The organism is Hyalangium sp. (assembly GCF_045802625.1).
GTDB lineage: Bacteria > Myxococcota > Myxococcia > Myxococcales > Myxococcaceae > Hyalangium.
In genome coordinates this window covers 1-14,231 of the sequence record NZ_JBJMQP010000114.1, presented here as the reverse complement: position 1 = coordinate 14,231, position 14,231 = coordinate 1, and the positions used below count along the sequence as shown (strand labels likewise).

12 protein-coding genes are annotated in these 14,231 nt (G+C 68.7%); 8 read left to right on the top strand and 4 right to left on the bottom strand.

Going from position 1 to position 14,231, the window contains the following annotated elements; all coding sequences use genetic code 11:
* Positions 1-22: 22 nt before the first annotated feature.
* Positions 23-2,788, bottom strand: a complete 2,766-nt coding sequence (locus ACJ8AT_RS21170; RefSeq protein WP_407739598.1) for a vitamin B12-dependent ribonucleotide reductase — start codon at positions 2,786-2,788, stop codon at positions 23-25.
* A 536-nt stretch (positions 2,789-3,324) separates the two neighbouring features.
* Between ACJ8AT_RS21170 and ACJ8AT_RS21165 the strand changes: the two genes are divergently transcribed.
* The 5 genes from ACJ8AT_RS21165 to ACJ8AT_RS21145 are packed head-to-tail and all read left to right on the top strand — an operon-like array spanning position 3,325 to position 6,990.
* Positions 3,325-3,672, top strand: coding sequence for a (2Fe-2S) ferredoxin domain-containing protein (locus ACJ8AT_RS21165; RefSeq protein WP_407739597.1), 348 nt, complete (start codon positions 3,325-3,327; stop codon positions 3,670-3,672).
* Positions 3,673-3,695: 23 nt separating this feature from the next.
* A complete protein-coding gene (locus tag ACJ8AT_RS21160) occupies positions 3,696-4,520 on the top strand; it encodes a phosphate ABC transporter substrate-binding protein (RefSeq protein WP_407739596.1) in 825 nt (274 codons plus the stop codon).
* Positions 4,477-5,355 (top strand): phosphate ABC transporter permease subunit PstC, encoded by an 879-nt coding sequence (gene pstC, locus ACJ8AT_RS21155; protein ID WP_407739595.1) that lies wholly within the window; start codon positions 4,477-4,479, stop codon positions 5,353-5,355. The genes ACJ8AT_RS21160 and pstC overlap by 44 nt, the downstream gene beginning before the upstream one ends.
* Positions 5,348-6,202 (top strand): phosphate ABC transporter permease PstA, encoded by an 855-nt coding sequence (pstA, locus tag ACJ8AT_RS21150; protein ID WP_407739594.1) that lies wholly within the window; start codon positions 5,348-5,350, stop codon positions 6,200-6,202. Before pstC ends, pstA begins: the two co-directional genes overlap by 8 nt.
* A 32-nt stretch (positions 6,203-6,234) precedes the next feature.
* Positions 6,235-6,990, top strand: a complete 756-nt coding sequence (locus tag ACJ8AT_RS21145; RefSeq protein ID WP_407739646.1) for a phosphate ABC transporter ATP-binding protein — start codon at positions 6,235-6,237, stop codon at positions 6,988-6,990.
* Between the two features lie 26 nt (positions 6,991-7,016).
* On the opposite strand, the gene ACJ8AT_RS21140 is transcribed toward ACJ8AT_RS21145, so the two are convergent.
* The gene (locus tag ACJ8AT_RS21140; protein ID WP_407739593.1) at positions 7,017-7,724 is read right to left on the bottom strand and encodes a Bax inhibitor-1/YccA family protein; all 708 of its coding nucleotides are present in this window, start codon (positions 7,722-7,724) and stop codon (positions 7,017-7,019) included.
* A gap of 139 nt (positions 7,725-7,863) precedes the next feature.
* Positions 7,864-9,336, bottom strand: coding sequence for a hypothetical protein (locus ACJ8AT_RS21135; RefSeq protein ID WP_407739592.1), 1,473 nt, complete (start codon positions 9,334-9,336; stop codon positions 7,864-7,866).
* Positions 9,337-9,403: 67 nt separating this feature from the next.
* Between ACJ8AT_RS21135 and ACJ8AT_RS21130 the strand changes: the two genes are divergently transcribed.
* The 3 genes from ACJ8AT_RS21130 (at position 9,404) to ACJ8AT_RS21120 (ending at position 12,436) form a co-directional block, all read left to right on the top strand.
* Positions 9,404-9,997, top strand: a complete 594-nt coding sequence (locus ACJ8AT_RS21130; RefSeq protein WP_407739591.1) for a 2-hydroxychromene-2-carboxylate isomerase — start codon at positions 9,404-9,406, stop codon at positions 9,995-9,997.
* Positions 9,998-10,123: 126 nt separating this feature from the next.
* Positions 10,124-10,513, top strand: a complete 390-nt coding sequence (locus ACJ8AT_RS21125) for a hypothetical protein (protein ID WP_407739590.1) — start codon at positions 10,124-10,126, stop codon at positions 10,511-10,513.
* A gap of 201 nt (positions 10,514-10,714) precedes the next feature.
* On the top strand, positions 10,715-12,436 hold the full coding sequence (locus ACJ8AT_RS21120; protein ID WP_407739589.1) for a hypothetical protein: 1,722 nt from the start codon (positions 10,715-10,717) through the stop codon (positions 12,434-12,436).
* A 92-nt stretch (positions 12,437-12,528) separates the two neighbouring features.
* On the opposite strand, the gene ACJ8AT_RS21115 is transcribed toward ACJ8AT_RS21120, so the two are convergent.
* Positions 12,529-14,040 (bottom strand): hypothetical protein, encoded by a 1,512-nt coding sequence (locus tag ACJ8AT_RS21115; RefSeq protein WP_407739588.1) that lies wholly within the window; start codon positions 14,038-14,040, stop codon positions 12,529-12,531.
* Positions 14,041-14,231 lie beyond the last annotated feature (191 nt).

Below are 14,231 nucleotides of genomic sequence, written 5' to 3'. Positions count from 1 at the left end.
GTCTCACCCACTCACGCGGGGCTCAGCTGCAGCCGCTGGTGGCGCCGCAGTTGGAGCACTTGTAGCAGGCGCCGCTGCGCACCATGATCGCGCCGCAGGTGTGGCAGGGCGGGGCGTCCGCCTGATTGAGCCAGGTGCTCTTCGGGGACGCGACCACCGGGAGCGGCACGGGAGTCTGCGCGACCTTCGCCGAGCTCTCCCGCGGCTCGATGGCCACCTCGGTCTCCTCCAGCTGGGCGCTCGGCATGAACTTCAGCGCCAGCCACCGGAAGATGTAGTCGGTGATCGACTTGGCGATCGGGATCGCCGGGTTGCCCGTGAAGCCGCTCGGCTCGAAGCGGGTGTGGCTGAACTTGTCCACCAGCACCTGCAGCGGCACGCCGTACTGGAGCGCCAGCGACACGGAGGTGGCGAAGCTGTCCATCAGCCCGCTCACCACCGAGCCCTCCTTCGCCATCACGATGAAGAGCTCGCCCGGCGTGCCGTCCTCGTACATGCCCACCGTGAGGTAGCCCTCGTGGCCGCCGATCGAGAACTTGTGGGTGATGGACTGGCGCTCGTCCGGCAGGCGCCGGCGCACGGCCTTGGGCTCGGGCTTCACGGCCGGCTCGGCCTGCACCGCCGCGGCCTGGGTGTCCTTCACCTTCTCCTTCGAGGTGTTCAGCGGCTGCGTCCGCTTGCACCCGTCGCGGTACACGGCGATGGCCTTCAGCCCGCGCTTCCAGGCCTCCAGGTACGCCTTCTCGATGTCCTCCACCGTGGCGTTGGACGGCATGTTCACCGTCTTCGAGATCGCTCCCGAGAGGAACGGCTGGCACGCCTCCATCATCTGGAGGTGGCCCATCCAGCCGATGCTCCGGCTGCCCTTGGCGGGCTTGAAGGCGCAGTCGAACACCGGCAGGTGCTCGGGCTTGAGGTGCGGGGCGCCCTCGATGGTGTCGTGCTTGTCCAGGTGGCCGATGATGTCCTGCGCCTGCGTCTGCGGGTAGCCCAGCTTCTCGAGCGCCAGCGGCACCGTCTGGTTGACGATCTTCAGCATGCCGCCGCCCACCAGCTTCTTGTACTTGATGAGCGCGATGTCCGGCTCAATCCCCGTGGTGTCGCAGTCCATCATGAAGCCGATGGTCCCCGTGGGCGCCAGCACCGTCACCTGGCTGTTGCGGAAGCCATGCTCCGTCCCCTGGGCCAGCGCCTCGTCCCACGCCGCCTTCTGCGCCGCGTACAGCTCCTGGCTCACGCCCTCGGCGGAGAGCTGGTAGGCCGCCTTGCGGTGCTTGCGGATGACGCCCAGCATCGGCTCGGCGTTCTTCGCGTAGCCGGCGAAGGTGCCCTGGCGCTCGGCGATGCGGGCGCTGGTGGCGTACGCCTGGCCGCACATCAGCGAGGTGATGGCGCCCGCGTAGTTGCGCCCCTCGTCCGAGTCATACGGCAGGCCGGTGGCCATCAGCAGCGCGCCCAGGTTGGCGTAGCCCAGGCCCAGCGGCCGGTAGTCGTGGCTGTTCCGGGCGATCCTCTCCGTGGGGTACTTGGAGAAGCCGACGATGATCTCCATCGCCAGCAGCAGCACGTCCACCGCGTGCCGGAAGGCGGTGACGTCGAACTCGCCGTCGATGGTGCGGAAGTGCATCAGGTTCAGCGACGCCAGGTTGCAGGCCGAGTCATCCAGGAACATGTACTCAGAGCAGGGGTTGGACGCGTTGATGCGGGCGGTGGCCGCGCACGTGTGCCAGTCGTTCACCGTCGAGTCGAACTGCATGCCCGGGTCGCCGCACAGGTGGGCCGCCTCGGCGATCTCGCGGAACAGCTCGCGCGCCCGGAACGTGTCCATGGGCCGCCCGTCGCGCACCGCGCGCGTGGTCCACGCCGCGTCATTCTCCACGGCCTTCATGAACTCGTCGGTGACGCGCACCGAGTTGTTCGAGTTCTGGAAGAACACGCTCGAGTACGCCTCGCCGTTGAAGGACGGATCGTACCCGGCCTCGATGAGCGCCCAGGCCTTCTTCTCCTCCTGCGCCTTGCAGCGGATGAAGTCCAGGATGTCCGGGTGCTCGGCGTTGAGGATGACCATCTTCGCCGCGCGCCGCGTCTTGCCGCCGCTCTTGATCACGCCGGCGAACGCGTCGAAGCCCTTCATGAAGGACACGGGGCCGGAGGCGGTGCCGCCGCCCGCGAGCAGCTCGCGGCTGGCGCGCAGGCTGGACAGGTTGCTGCCCGTGCCCGAGCCGTACTTGAAGAGCATGCCCTCCGTCTTGGCCAGCGTGAGGATCGAATCCATGGAGTCATCCACGGAGTTGATGAAGCACGCCGAGCACTGCGGGTGGGCCTCGACGCCCACGTTGAACCAGACGGGCGAGTTGAAGGACGCCTTCTGCCGCAAGAGCAGGTGGGTGAGCTCCGCGTGGAAGGCCTCGCGGTCGGGCTCCGCGGCGAAGTAGCCGCCCTCCACGCCCCAGGCCGTCAACGTGTCCACCACGCGGGCCACCAGCTTGCGCACGCTGCTCTCGCGGTCGGCGGTGCCGGGCGTGCCGCGGAAATACTTGGACGCCACCACGTTGGTGGCCAGCATGGACCAGGACTTGGGCACCTCGATCTGCTTCTGCTCGAAGACGACGCGCCCGTCCTCGCCGGTGATGCCCGCGGAGCGGTACTCCCAGGCCAGCTCGTCCGCCGGATCCACCCCCGGCGTCGTGAAGAAGCGCTTCACCGTCAACCCGGCGGTGGCACCCTTCACCTTCTTCGCCGCCCTCTTTCCGTTGACCGCTGGCTTCGTCCCTAGCTCCTTCTCCATGGACCGACCTCCGAACTGCTGGATTCACTCAGTGTGTGGATGCAAAATTTTGCAGAATTCCCCAAGTCCGCGAGATCCCGAGGGATCTACTGATCAGCGCATGACAGCGCCGAGCGGAGGAGCAAGGGCCTGCTGGACCGGAAACGCGACACCCAGGCGCTCGAAGCGGCGCTCCCGAGGGAAACCCACCCGGTGCAGAACACGAACCCCATATCCTGTGTCCCTCACTGTCCCACACCCTATGGATGGGGGCTTGGCCTGTGTTACCGCCCCAATGGGCTTGCCCGAACAGCAACCGGGCGGGGGGCGAGTTTGTAGAGCCGATGAGGGCTCAAAATCAAGGTGCGACGCATGGAAAGTAATCATATGGCAAGTCATGTATGGTCACATTGAAGAACTGAGTCTGATCACAAGCGGATATTTGCTGTGAGTCTGCTCACGGATCCCCGAACTGCCAAGTTGCCGGCTGGCTGGGGGAGGGGGACGAGCGGACGGTGGTCGCTTTCAGACAGGGTGTGCGTTAGGAGGAGAACGTCATGGCCCCTCCGTTCCAGCGCCACATCTTCGTGTGTACGAACCGCCGTCCCGATGATCACCCCAAGGGCTCGTGTGCCGCCAAGGGGAGCGAGGACATCCGGGCGGCCTTCAAAGCCGAGCTGGAGAAGCGCGGCATCAAAGGGCAGATGCGCGCCAACGCCGCCGGGTGCCTGGACACGTGCGCCCTGGGGCCCTCGGTGGTCGTCTACCCCGAGGGAGTCTGGTACGGCGGCGTGAAGCTGGAGGACGTGCCCGTCATCGTCGAGGAGCACCTCATCGGTGGGCGGCCGGTGGAGCGGCTGCTGATGAAGTTCCAGAAAAAAGAGCCGAAGCCCTCGGGGAGCTGAGGCCCCGTGGTAAGCCTGGGGCCATGGGCAAAGCATGCGCCGCGGTGGCGCTCCTCATGGTGCTCGCGGCGGGGTGCAAGTCCGAGAAGGCGGGACAGGCCTCGTCGAAGCTGACGCTGAGCGGGGCGAGCACCGTGGCGCCGCTGATGGCCGAGGTCGCCAAGCGCTTCGAGGCGAAGAACCCGGGCGTCCGCGTGGATGTGCAGAGTGGCGGCTCGGCCCGAGGCGTCATGGATGCCCGGCAGGGCCTGGCCGACATCGGGATGGTGTCGCGCGATCTCACGCCGGATGAGCAGGACCTGGACGCGCACCTCGTGGCGAAGGATGGGATCTGCGTCATCGTCCACAAGACCAACCCCGTCGCCTCGCTGACGGACGAGCAGATCGTCTCCATTTATACGGGGAAGATCTCCAACTGGAAGGACGTGGGCGGGGCGGACGCGCCCATCGTGGTGGTCAACAAGGCCGAGGGCCGATCGACGCTCGAGCTGTTCCTGCACCACTTCCAGCTCAAGAACTCCGACATCAAGGCGCAGGTGATCATCGGAGACAACCAGCAGGGCATCAAGACGGTGGAGGGCTCGCCCGAGGCCATCGGCTACGTGTCGATTGGCGCCGCGGAGTACGCCGCGAAGCAGGGGGAGCCCCTCCGGCTGCTGCCCATGGCCGGCGTCGAGGCCAGCGTGGACAACGTGCGCAATGGGAAGTTCCCCCTGGGCCGCACGCTGAACCTCGTGACGAAGAAGGGGCCGCGGGGCGAGCTGGCCCGCAAGTTCATCACCTTCTCGCAGTCCTCCGAGATCCATGACCTCATCGAGGCGCAGTACTTCATCCCGATGGGGAAGTGACGCGCTGCTCCTCTGGGGCCTGCGCGGGACGGCCTTGGTCTCCGCGGCCATCGTGCTGCTCATCCTCGGGTTCGTCGCGCAAGAGTCCTTCCCGCTGCTGCGCACCGTCTCTCCGCTCCGGCTGCTGACGGATCGCTCGTGGAATCCGCTCGAGGGGGCCTACAACCTGGCGCCCATGCTCGTGGGGACGCTGCTGGTCGCCGTGGGCGCGGTGGTGCTCTCCGCGCCGCTGGGCATTGCCTCGGCTGTGTTCTGCAACTTCTACGCGCCTCCGCTCGTGGCGCGGAGCTACCGCGCCATCATCGAGCTGCTGGCGGGGATCCCCTCCGTGGTCTACGGACTGTGGGGGCTCACGGTCGTCGTGCCGTTGCTGGGCCGGATCCATCCTCCCGGCGCGAGCGTGCTGGCGGGCATCCTGATCCTCGCGCTGATGATCCTTCCCACCATGGTGGTGGTCGCGGACGCGTCGCTCACCCGGGTGCCGCCGGAGTACCTCCAGGGAGCGGCCGCGCTGGGCTTCTCGCGTTGGACCACGGTGTGGGCGGTGGCCATCCCGGCGGCGCGCAGGGGCATCCTCACCGGAGCGCTCCTTCAGACCGGCCGAGCTCTGGGCGAGACGATGGCCGTGCTGATGGTCTGCGGCAACGTCGTCCAGGTGCCTCTGAGCCTCACCCAGCCGGTCCGCACCCTCACCGCCAACATCGCGCTCGAGATGGCGTACGCCATGGGCAACCACCGCTCCGCGCTCTTCACGAGCGGCCTGGTGTTGTTCCTGATGATCTTCGTCCTCATCGGCTGCGCGGAGCTCGTCAACCGGGAGCGCTCGCATGCGTGAGTCCCGGGCACGCGGAGCGGATCGGCTCGCCACGCTCGTCTTCTGGGCGGGGGCCTGCCTCGTCGCGGCGCTCTTCCTCTGGCTCGTGGGGGACGTGCTCTGGCGGGGCTTCTCCCATCTGTCGCTGAGCTTCCTCACGGATGCTCCCGAGGACGCGGGGCGCACCGGGGGAATCGCGCCGATCATCGTCTCCACGCTGATCATCGTGGCGATCTGCATGGCCGTGACGGTTCCCCTCGGGCTCGGGACGGCCATCCTGCTGGCGGAGTATCTGCCGGGCTCGAGCCGCCAGGGCCGCCTCGTGCGCAGGAGCCTCGATGTGCTCGCGGGCGTGCCGTCGGTGGTGTTCGGCCTGTTCGGCAACGCGCTGTTCTGCCAGCTCTTCGGGCTGGGCTTCTCGCTCTTGTCCGGTGGGCTGACGCTCGCGTGCATGGTGCTGCCGTTCTTCATCCGGACGGCGGAGGAGGGGCTGCGCGCGGTACCTCGGGAGTACCGGATGGCGGCCTCGGCCCTGGGGCTGTCGCAGACGGGGACGCTCGCCCACGTCCTGCTCCCCGCGGCGATGCCGGGGCTCATGGCGGGGTTCATCCTGGCGGTGACGCGCTCGCTGGCGGAGACGGCCGCGCTCATCTTCACCAGCGGCTACGTGGACCGCATGCCCGAGTCCCTCTTCGAGTCCGGGCGGACCCTCTCCGTTCACATCTACGATCTGGCCATGAATGTGTCGGGAGGCGACGGAGCCGCCTACGCTTCGGCCCTGGTGCTCATGGTGATTCTGATCGTTCTCAATCGCGTGGCCATGTGGCTCAGCCGGAAGTGGTCCACGACGAAGGTGGTGGCCTCATGAGCGCTGGGGATGCAGCGCGCGAGGGGCCCACGATCCGCGCCCAGGGCGTCAGCGTCCGTTACCGCGCCAGCCCGGCGTTCGAGGACGTCTCGCTGGAGATGAAGGGCGGCGCCATCACCGCGCTCGTGGGGCCGTCCGGCTGCGGAAAGACGAGCTTCCTGTGCAGCATCAACCGGCTCACCGATCTCATCGAGGGCTGTACCGTGACCGGCCAGCTCGCGGTAGGTGGGGAGAGCATCCTCGGCCGGGAGATCGATCTGCTGGGCCTGCGGCGGCGGGTGGGGATGATCAGCCAGCGCCCCAATCCCTTCCCGCTCTCCATCTGGAGGAACCTCGAGCTGCCGCTGCGAGAGCACGGCGTGAGGGACCGCGCCGAGCGCCAGCAGCGCATCGAGCAGGCCCTGAAGGACGTGGGCCTCTGGGACGAGGTGAAGGATCGGCTGGGCGGCTCGGCCCTGGCGCTCTCGGGCGGGCAGCAGCAGCGGCTGTGCCTCGCCCGCGCACTTGTGCTCCGGCCGCAGGCCCTGTTGCTCGACGAGCCTTGCAGCGCCCTGGATCCCATCTCCAGCGGAGGGGTGGAGCAGCTCATCGCCCAGCTTCGGGGGCACTGCACGGTCGTCATCGTCACCCACAACCTGGCGCAGGCGCGCCGGCTCGCGGACGAGACCGCCGTGTTCTGGACGCGCGAGGGGCGCGGCTATCTGCTCGAAGCAGGCTCCACGGAGCAGATCTTCGAGGCGCCCACGCACCCCGTCACCGCTGCCTACGTGAAGGGGCTGCGCGGGTAGCGCGCGAGCCCCGGGCATCGGGTTGCCTAGCGGCGGCGGCCGAACAGCCGCAGCAGGGCGAGGAACAGGTTGATGAAGTCCAGGTACAGCTCGAGCGCGCCGATGATGCTCACCGTGGCGGCGCTGCTGAAGCCGGTGGTGGCGTGCAGCTGGCGCAGCTTCTGGGTGTCATAGGCCGTCAGCCCCGAGAAGACGACGACGCAGGCGCACGCGCTCACGAAGCCCAGCATGTCGTTGCGCAGGAAGATGTTCACGAAGCCGGCGATGATCACGCCCACCAGGCCCATGAAGAGGAAGGCGCCCCAGCCGCTCAGATCCTTCTTGGTGATCGTCCCGTAGAGGCTCATCGCGCCGAAGATGCCGCCCGTCAGCAGGAAGGCCTGGCCGATGGAGCCCGCGGTGTAGACGAGGAAATAGATCGAGAAGGTCATGCCCGTGAGCGCCGCGTAGACGACGAACATCAACCCGGCCACCGCGCCGGAGAGCTTGCGCGCCGCCATCGAGAGCACGAAGACGAGGCCCAGCTCCGCTAGCAGCATCGGCACCATCCACGAGGCGACCAACCTCAGCAGCGCCTCATTGCTCACGGTGAAGAGCGCCATGCCTCCCGTGATCAGGAGGCCGGCGAACATCCAGCCGTACACGCGCGACATGAACGCGCGCTGAGACTCCTGGATGAGGGTCTCGTTCACCTCCTGTGAGGAGGTCTGCCATCCGGGGCTTTCCCAGGCCATTGCGCTTCGTCCTTTCACGCGCCGGGAGGACCCCGGCGATGGGCTGCCTTTATAACGCGAAGCCCAACGCCTGGCTCGGCCCTCCATTCCGCTCGGAGCGCTCGCTCAGGCTTGTCCTGCTGTTCGCGGAAGTCGCGGTTCAGATGGCCTTCCACGCCATGAGCAGCTTCTGGGCGACCTCGGTGGTGATCAGCGGCAGCACGCCGCCTCCTCCCACGATGTTGACGATCTCCCCCATGGAGCCGCGGCACACGCCGCCCCACGCCGGCTGCTTCGACAGCCCCACCGAGGCATAGGCCGAGTAGTCCACGTAGAACGAGGTGGGCAGCGCGCCGGACTCGGTGCACACGAAGTGGTCCTCGGGCGTCGTCTCGACGATGTGCTGCACCACGTAGCCGCCGCCGGTGGTGTCCGTGACGGCGCGCTCGCACAGCTCCGCCCAGGACAGCGGGGCCCCGTAGAGCGCCTGAGCGCGCTCGTTGTAGGGCACCGTGCCCACCGAGCGGCCCAGGAACACCGCCTTCCCGCCGTAGTCCCAGGCGCGCTTGAGGACGAAGCGCCGAGGCTCGGCGGCCACGGCGGCCACCAGATCGTCCAGTTTCTCGCCCGAGGGGCCCACGCCCGGGCCACGCCGGAAGCGCCGCGTCCAGGGCACGCTGGCGCGGATGGCCTCCAGCTCCTCGGGGCTCAGGCCGGCGCCCTCGGCGAGCTCCGGCTCGTCCAGGGCCTGCGAGAGCAGGGAGAACGTCGTCTTCACCTCCAGCTGCGAGTTGGGCGGGTTGAGGAACACGGCCTTCTTGCCTGGCACCGTCCCGAGGAAGTCCTCCACCCAGGGCGAGGGCGTCTCCTCCAGCCGCCGCACGAAGAGGTGGCGGTACACCAGCTCGTACTTCTTGCCGTTCACGAGGAACGCGTCATCACCGGACACCTGATCCGGGTGGACGACGTCCGCGTCCGCGCCGAACTCACGGAAGCGTTCGGCCAGATAGCGCAGCTCGGAGACTTGCGCGTCGTTGCGGCGGCAGAGCAGGGCGATGGTGTCCGGCAGCTTCCCCGGGCGCTCGGCGGCGTAGCCATCCAGCAGGGCGCGGTAGAGCGCCAGCGCGTTGCTGCCATTGAGCGTCAGCAGCGCGTGGATGGACTTCTCGGGGTAGCCGAAGTGCCGGGCCACCACCTCGATGAACGTCCGCGCCGCGATGTCCGAGTAGCCCTGCATCGCGGGGATGGTGGTGTTGATCTCCAGGGCTCGGGGCTGGTTCGCCGTGTTGACGAAGAAGTCCACCCGCGTGGTGGCCAGCCGGGCCACCTGCTTCCAGGTCCGCTCGGCGATGGAGCGCTCCAGCGGCGAGAGCGCACTCAGTAGCACCTCGCGCGAGCCGCCATTGAGCACCGCCTCGGCCATCTTCAGCGTGGCGGAGGCCAGCTTCGCGGACAGCTCCGCGCGGCGGCGGATCTCCGCGGCCTCCAGGATGACAGGAGTCGCGGTGACGGGGATGGGACGCGTGGTGCCGTCCTTCAGAGTCACCGCCAGGCCACGTTGATAGGCCGTCCGAGCCAGCTCCGCGCCGAACTTGGGAGCCTGGAACCGCAGCACTTCTAAAAGTTCGTTCACAGGGATAAATCCTTTGCCGCGCTACATATACCCTGGCCTCACGCCGGGGGCAGGAAGGAGCACTCCGATGGCCAAGACGTGCGAATTCTTCTTCGACTACGCCAGCCCCTACTCCTACCTTGCCTCGGAGCAGGTGGAGGCCCTCGCGAAGCGTACCGGAGCAGACATCCGCTGGCGCCCCTTTCTGCTGGGCGGCGTCTACAAGGCCACGGGCAACGTGCCCCCCATCAGCAACTCCAGCAAGGCCGCCTACCTCTTCAAGGATCTGGTGGATTGGGCGCGCCACCTCGGGTTGCCCGAGCTGCGGCTGCCGGAGAACTTCCCCAGCAACTCGCTGAGGGCCAACCGGCTGGGGATGGTGGCGGCCGAGCAGGGCCGGATTGTTCCGTTCTCCCAGGCCGTCTTCCGCGCCGCCTTCACCGAGGGCAAGGACATCACCGATCCGGCGGCGCTCGCGGAGCTGGCTCGCGCGGCGGGGCTGGAGCCGGAGAAGGCGCTGGCGCGCTCCGAGACCCAGGAGATCAAAGATGCCCTGCGCCGCAACACCGACGAGGCGGTCGCTCGCGGCGCATTTGGCGCCCCAACTTTCTTCGTGGGGGACGAGATGTTCTTCGGCAATGATCGGCTGATGTTCGTGGAGCGGGTGCTGAGCACTCCGTGAGGCGAATTGCCCCAACTTGCAGCAGAGCGTTTCCGTGGCTTAAAAATGCAACGGCTGTTCACCTGAGGCCTCGTGGACGTGAGTCTCGCTGATCACCCTCCGCAGCGGAGTTCCCACCGGTCGCGCTTGCTGGCGCTGCCGTTCGTGGTGCTCTGCGCGGTGGTGTACCTGAGCAGCGCGGCGCACTTCGCCCTCGTCGAGCATGGCACGTGCCTGGAGCATGGCGAGGTCATCCACCTCGGAGAGCTTCGGGAGGAGGCTCCGTCGCGGCCGCCCGAGGCCTCCGTCTCCAACGAGCACATCATCTGGGAGAGCCAGGCGATCTCGGATGATGGGGACGAGGATCACTGCACGGTGGCCTTCCTCCGCCGTGAGGGGCCGGTGTGCCCGGCCTGGTCTCTGCTTGTGCTGGAGATCGCGGCCGAGGCAGGCCCGGTCCCCGCGCTGGAGCAGGTCCACCCGGAGCCCGTAGCCCGGCTCCGCCTGGCGCCCAAGGCTTCTCCGCCAGTGTCCTGAGCCGCTCGGAGCGCGTCCGCTGTGCGGCACCCGTGTGCCGTGCGGGCGAGGGCTGGCTGTGTTCTTCACAGGTGCGCTGGCCGTGGCAGCTCATGAGCCACGCCATGTGTATCGCCCTCGGCGGATGTGACGGACGCGCCTTGCTCTCTTTTCATCGTGAACGACTTTGTGGCCTCGGCCAACGAGGCCTGAGAGACAACCATGCTGTCACGACTGCTGCGCGCCGATGAACCCTCCATTTTCTCCTCCGGGCCGTGGGACCTGGTCCCGGACTCCGAGCTCCCCGTGCCCCCGCTGCTTGAGGGGCTGGGGCAGGCCCACCTCGCCGTGAGCACGCGGATCCCTCTGGCCCAGGCGTACTTCGATCAGGGGCTGCGGTTGTTGCACATGGGCTGGGGCGGCGAGGCCCGCCGCGCCTTCGCCGAGGCGGCCCGGAGGGATCCTCGGCTCGCGATGGCGTGGTGGGGGCTGGCCCTGGCTCGCGGCGCCGGTGGCCGGTACTCGACGGATCGCTCCGAGGCCATCCGCCACGCGCTCGCGCTGAGCGCGGAGGCGACGGATCTGGAGCAGCGCTACATCGTCGCGGCGAGCCTGCTGGCCGACAGGGGGCCGGCCAATGGCCGCATGGTCTTCGTGCGGGAGATGGAGCACCTCATCGATCGCTACCCGGAGGACGCGGAGGCGCGGCTGCTGCTCGCGGGCTTCCTGATGGATGGATACGAGCCCGATGGCCGTCCTGGCGCGGGGCAGCCCTACGCGCAGGCCCTGCTGCGGGAGCTGCTGCGCACGCACCCGCACCACGAGGGAGTCCACCTCGCGTGGATCTCGGCCATGGTGGGCAGCGGGCGCCCCGAGGCCGCGAAGGACAGCGCCCTGCACCTGCTGTCCCTCCCGTTCCGGTGCAGCCCGTATCTTCTGGGCGCGGGCCGGCTGCTGCTGCGGCTGGGGCTCACGGAGCAGGCGCACGAGGCGCTTCAGCTCGCGGTCGAGGCCGATGACGTCTGGCTCGCGCGTGAGCGCCTGCCCGCGAACGCGGCCCCCGGCGCGGCCGAGGCCATGCGGCTGCTCGTCACCGCCTGTGCCGATGCGGGGCGCTACATCGAGGGACAGGGGTGGGCGCGCCGCCTCCGGAGCCGCGTGGAGGGGGGCACGGATGCACAGGCGTCGGTGCTCGTGGCCTGCACGCTGGCCGGGTTGCACCTGCGCTTCGGCTTCTGGCGCGCGGCGGCGGACGTTCGCCTGGAGTTGAGCGAGCAGGCCTCCGCCGCCGAGCGTGGACTGCTCGACGGCCTGCGGGGCTACACCCGCGGCTTGAGCACCCTGGAGTCGGGGCGGCTCGCGGAGGCAGAGCGAGCGTGTGAGGCGCTCGAGGTCCTCCACGTGAAGTTGTCCGAGGAGCGCCGCTCGGATGGCTACATCCTCTGCCCACGCGATGTGGCGCGGGTGGTGGAGGTGGCCGCCGATGAGCTGCGAGGCTCGCTGGACGCGCGCCGGGGAGATTCCGCCCGAGCCGAGGCCACGCTGGTGAGGGCCGTCCGCCTGGAGCGCCGCCTGCGCACCGCGGGGCCTCCGCCCTTCTCCCGTCCCGCACGTGAGACGTTGGCCCGCGTGCGGCTGCGCTGTGGCCGCGAGGAGAAGGCGTTGGAGCTGGCCCTGGCGCTCGCGGCGGAGCGGCCTGGGAGCGGCCAGGTGCGCTTCCTCGTCGCGGAGGCTCGGGTGGCGCTGGAGAAGCTGCCCGAGGCCGCGCAGGACTTCTCCACCGGTCTCCAGCTCTGGCGGCAGGCGGATCCGCATCTTCCGGAGCTACAGCGGGCTCGCACGTTCATGGCCGGACGTGGGCGCCACCTGCACGTGGTGGGCGCCGAGCCGGTCGAGCCCCCAGAGGGGCCCGAGCCCTTTCATCCCCAGAAGGTCATGGGCTGAGCCCCGCGGGCTGGCAGGGTCAGCTCCTTCTCCAGCTCCAGATCGCGCGGGCCAGCCGCTGGAGCATGGCCCTCCCAGGCGCTCGATCGAGCTCAGAACTCAGGGGGGCGCAGGCCGACATTGTTCACGGGGGTGCGCTGGGGCTCGGCCGGAGGCCTCGAGGTGGGCGGGGGCTCGTGGCCGTCCAGCGAGGTGGCCGGGAGCGAGGGCGTCAGCGCGCCGACATAGAGCAGCCCGTGGAAGCCCTCGTCGCTGGGCGTGGTGAACATCCGGATGAAGGGGCTCTGCCCCGGAGCCGCGGCCACGCGCTCGCTCGGGCTGGCGCCGACGATGGTGCACACCAGCTTCGCATCCGGGTTCAGATCGCACCCCCAGCGGCGGCCCTGCGCGTAGCTGAGATCCAGCGCCAGCAGGGCAGGCTCGCTCGTCGCCAGCCGCTTCGCCATGGGGATGAAGTTCTGGTCCCACGGCGTGCCCCGCACGGTGCGCGTGTGCATGTTGCCGGCCAGGATGACGAAGACCTCGCTGGGATGCGACTTGCGGCGCTGCTCCCACAGCTTGGCCAGGAGCGCGTCGCGCTCGCTGCCGGTGGCCTCCTCCGTGTCATACGCCACCACGGAGATGAACAGGCCATAGGTGCGCAGCGAGCGGACGCGATCGATGAGATCCATGATGGCGCGGCTGCTGCGCCCGTCCTGATAGGGCCGGCGCCAGAACAAGCCGCGCAGCAGCTCGTCCTGATCGGCGGGCGCGCCGGGGCTGGCGAGGTACTGGTTGATGCGCTCCTGCTCGGTGCGGGGGATGGACAGGCCCAGGGCCACGGTGAAGCCGGCCGCGGCGGACTGGCACACCATGTCCCCCACCACGGCGGGAGCCTCGCGGCTGCCGAGTTGCTCGCCAATCAGCAGCGTCCGGCTCGGCTTGAGCAGCGGAGCCAGCTCACGCACCTCCTGGGGGCAGGGGTGCACCTCGGCGGCCTGGGCGGTGCCCTCCTGCTTCCAGCGATCGAGGTAGAAGTCGGCCTCTCGCAGTTGAGGACGCTCGGGCTCGGGCGCCACGTCCTTGGTCACGACCTCGATGCCCGCGCCGGACTCCAGTCGCAGGGTGAGCTCCTTCTCGAGCACCAGATCCCGCGCTCCGTTCATCACCCCGCGGCCGTCCTTGTTCGCCTGCTCGACCGGATCGGACGGCAGCGGCCCGAACTCCTGCTGATCCATCTCGATGCGCTTCTGGATCGAGTACTGCCCGGGCCGCGCCTCGCTGCTGTTGCTGATGTTCGTGCGCCAGAGGCGGAAGACGCGGACCACGGACTGCCGGGGGCTCACGCGAATCCCATTCACCAGGTAGCGGTACTGGCTGACGTTGCCCCACTGGCCCTTGGTGGGCGTCTGCCACGTGGTGAGCAGCATCGCCTCATCCTCGGTGGGCTCGAAGGAGTAGCCCCGCTCCGAGAGCAGCTTGCGGGTCTCGTCCAGCGCTTCACCCAGCGGCTTGAGGAACACATGCTCGTAGTGAGGGGTGGTGGGCTCCGAGTCAGGCCGGGCGTTCCGGGCACAGCCGGCCATCAGAGCCATGAGGCAGCACAGCAGGATTCGCTGGGACACAGTCGCTCCAGGGCGGACGGTTGACGCAGGAACGCTCCCTCGCACCGAGACATATCGGGTTGGGAGGGGCGGCTCGAGCCGTTGATCGTGGACGAATTCCGGTCGCCCGTGTCATCAGACCTCCTCGAACCGCGTGCCGGTGGCGCCCATGCGCTCCAGGGAGTCCTTGAGCTCCCCCGAGACGATCAGCG

What these genes read in the sequence shown, in the direction of transcription:
- ACJ8AT_RS21170 (WP_407739598.1), bottom strand. Translation starts at nt 2,788, where the DNA reads ATGGAGAAGGAGCTAGGGACGAAGCCAGCGGTCAACGGAAAGAGGGCG.
- ACJ8AT_RS21160 (WP_407739596.1), top strand. Translation starts at nt 3,696, where the DNA reads ATGGGCAAAGCATGCGCCGCGGTGGCGCTCCTCATGGTGCTCGCGGCG.
- ACJ8AT_RS21130 (WP_407739591.1), top strand. Translation starts at nt 9,404, where the DNA reads ATGGCCAAGACGTGCGAATTCTTCTTCGACTACGCCAGCCCCTACTCC.
- pstC (WP_407739595.1), top strand. Translation starts at nt 4,477, where the DNA reads ATGACCTCATCGAGGCGCAGTACTTCATCCCGATGGGGAAGTGACGCG.
- ACJ8AT_RS21140 (WP_407739593.1), bottom strand. Translation starts at nt 7,724, where the DNA reads ATGGCCTGGGAAAGCCCCGGATGGCAGACCTCCTCACAGGAGGTGAAC.
- pstA (WP_407739594.1), top strand. Translation starts at nt 5,348, where the DNA reads ATGCGTGAGTCCCGGGCACGCGGAGCGGATCGGCTCGCCACGCTCGTC.
- ACJ8AT_RS21120 (WP_407739589.1), top strand. Translation starts at nt 10,715, where the DNA reads ATGCTGTCACGACTGCTGCGCGCCGATGAACCCTCCATTTTCTCCTCC.
- ACJ8AT_RS21165 (WP_407739597.1), top strand. Translation starts at nt 3,325, where the DNA reads ATGGCCCCTCCGTTCCAGCGCCACATCTTCGTGTGTACGAACCGCCGT.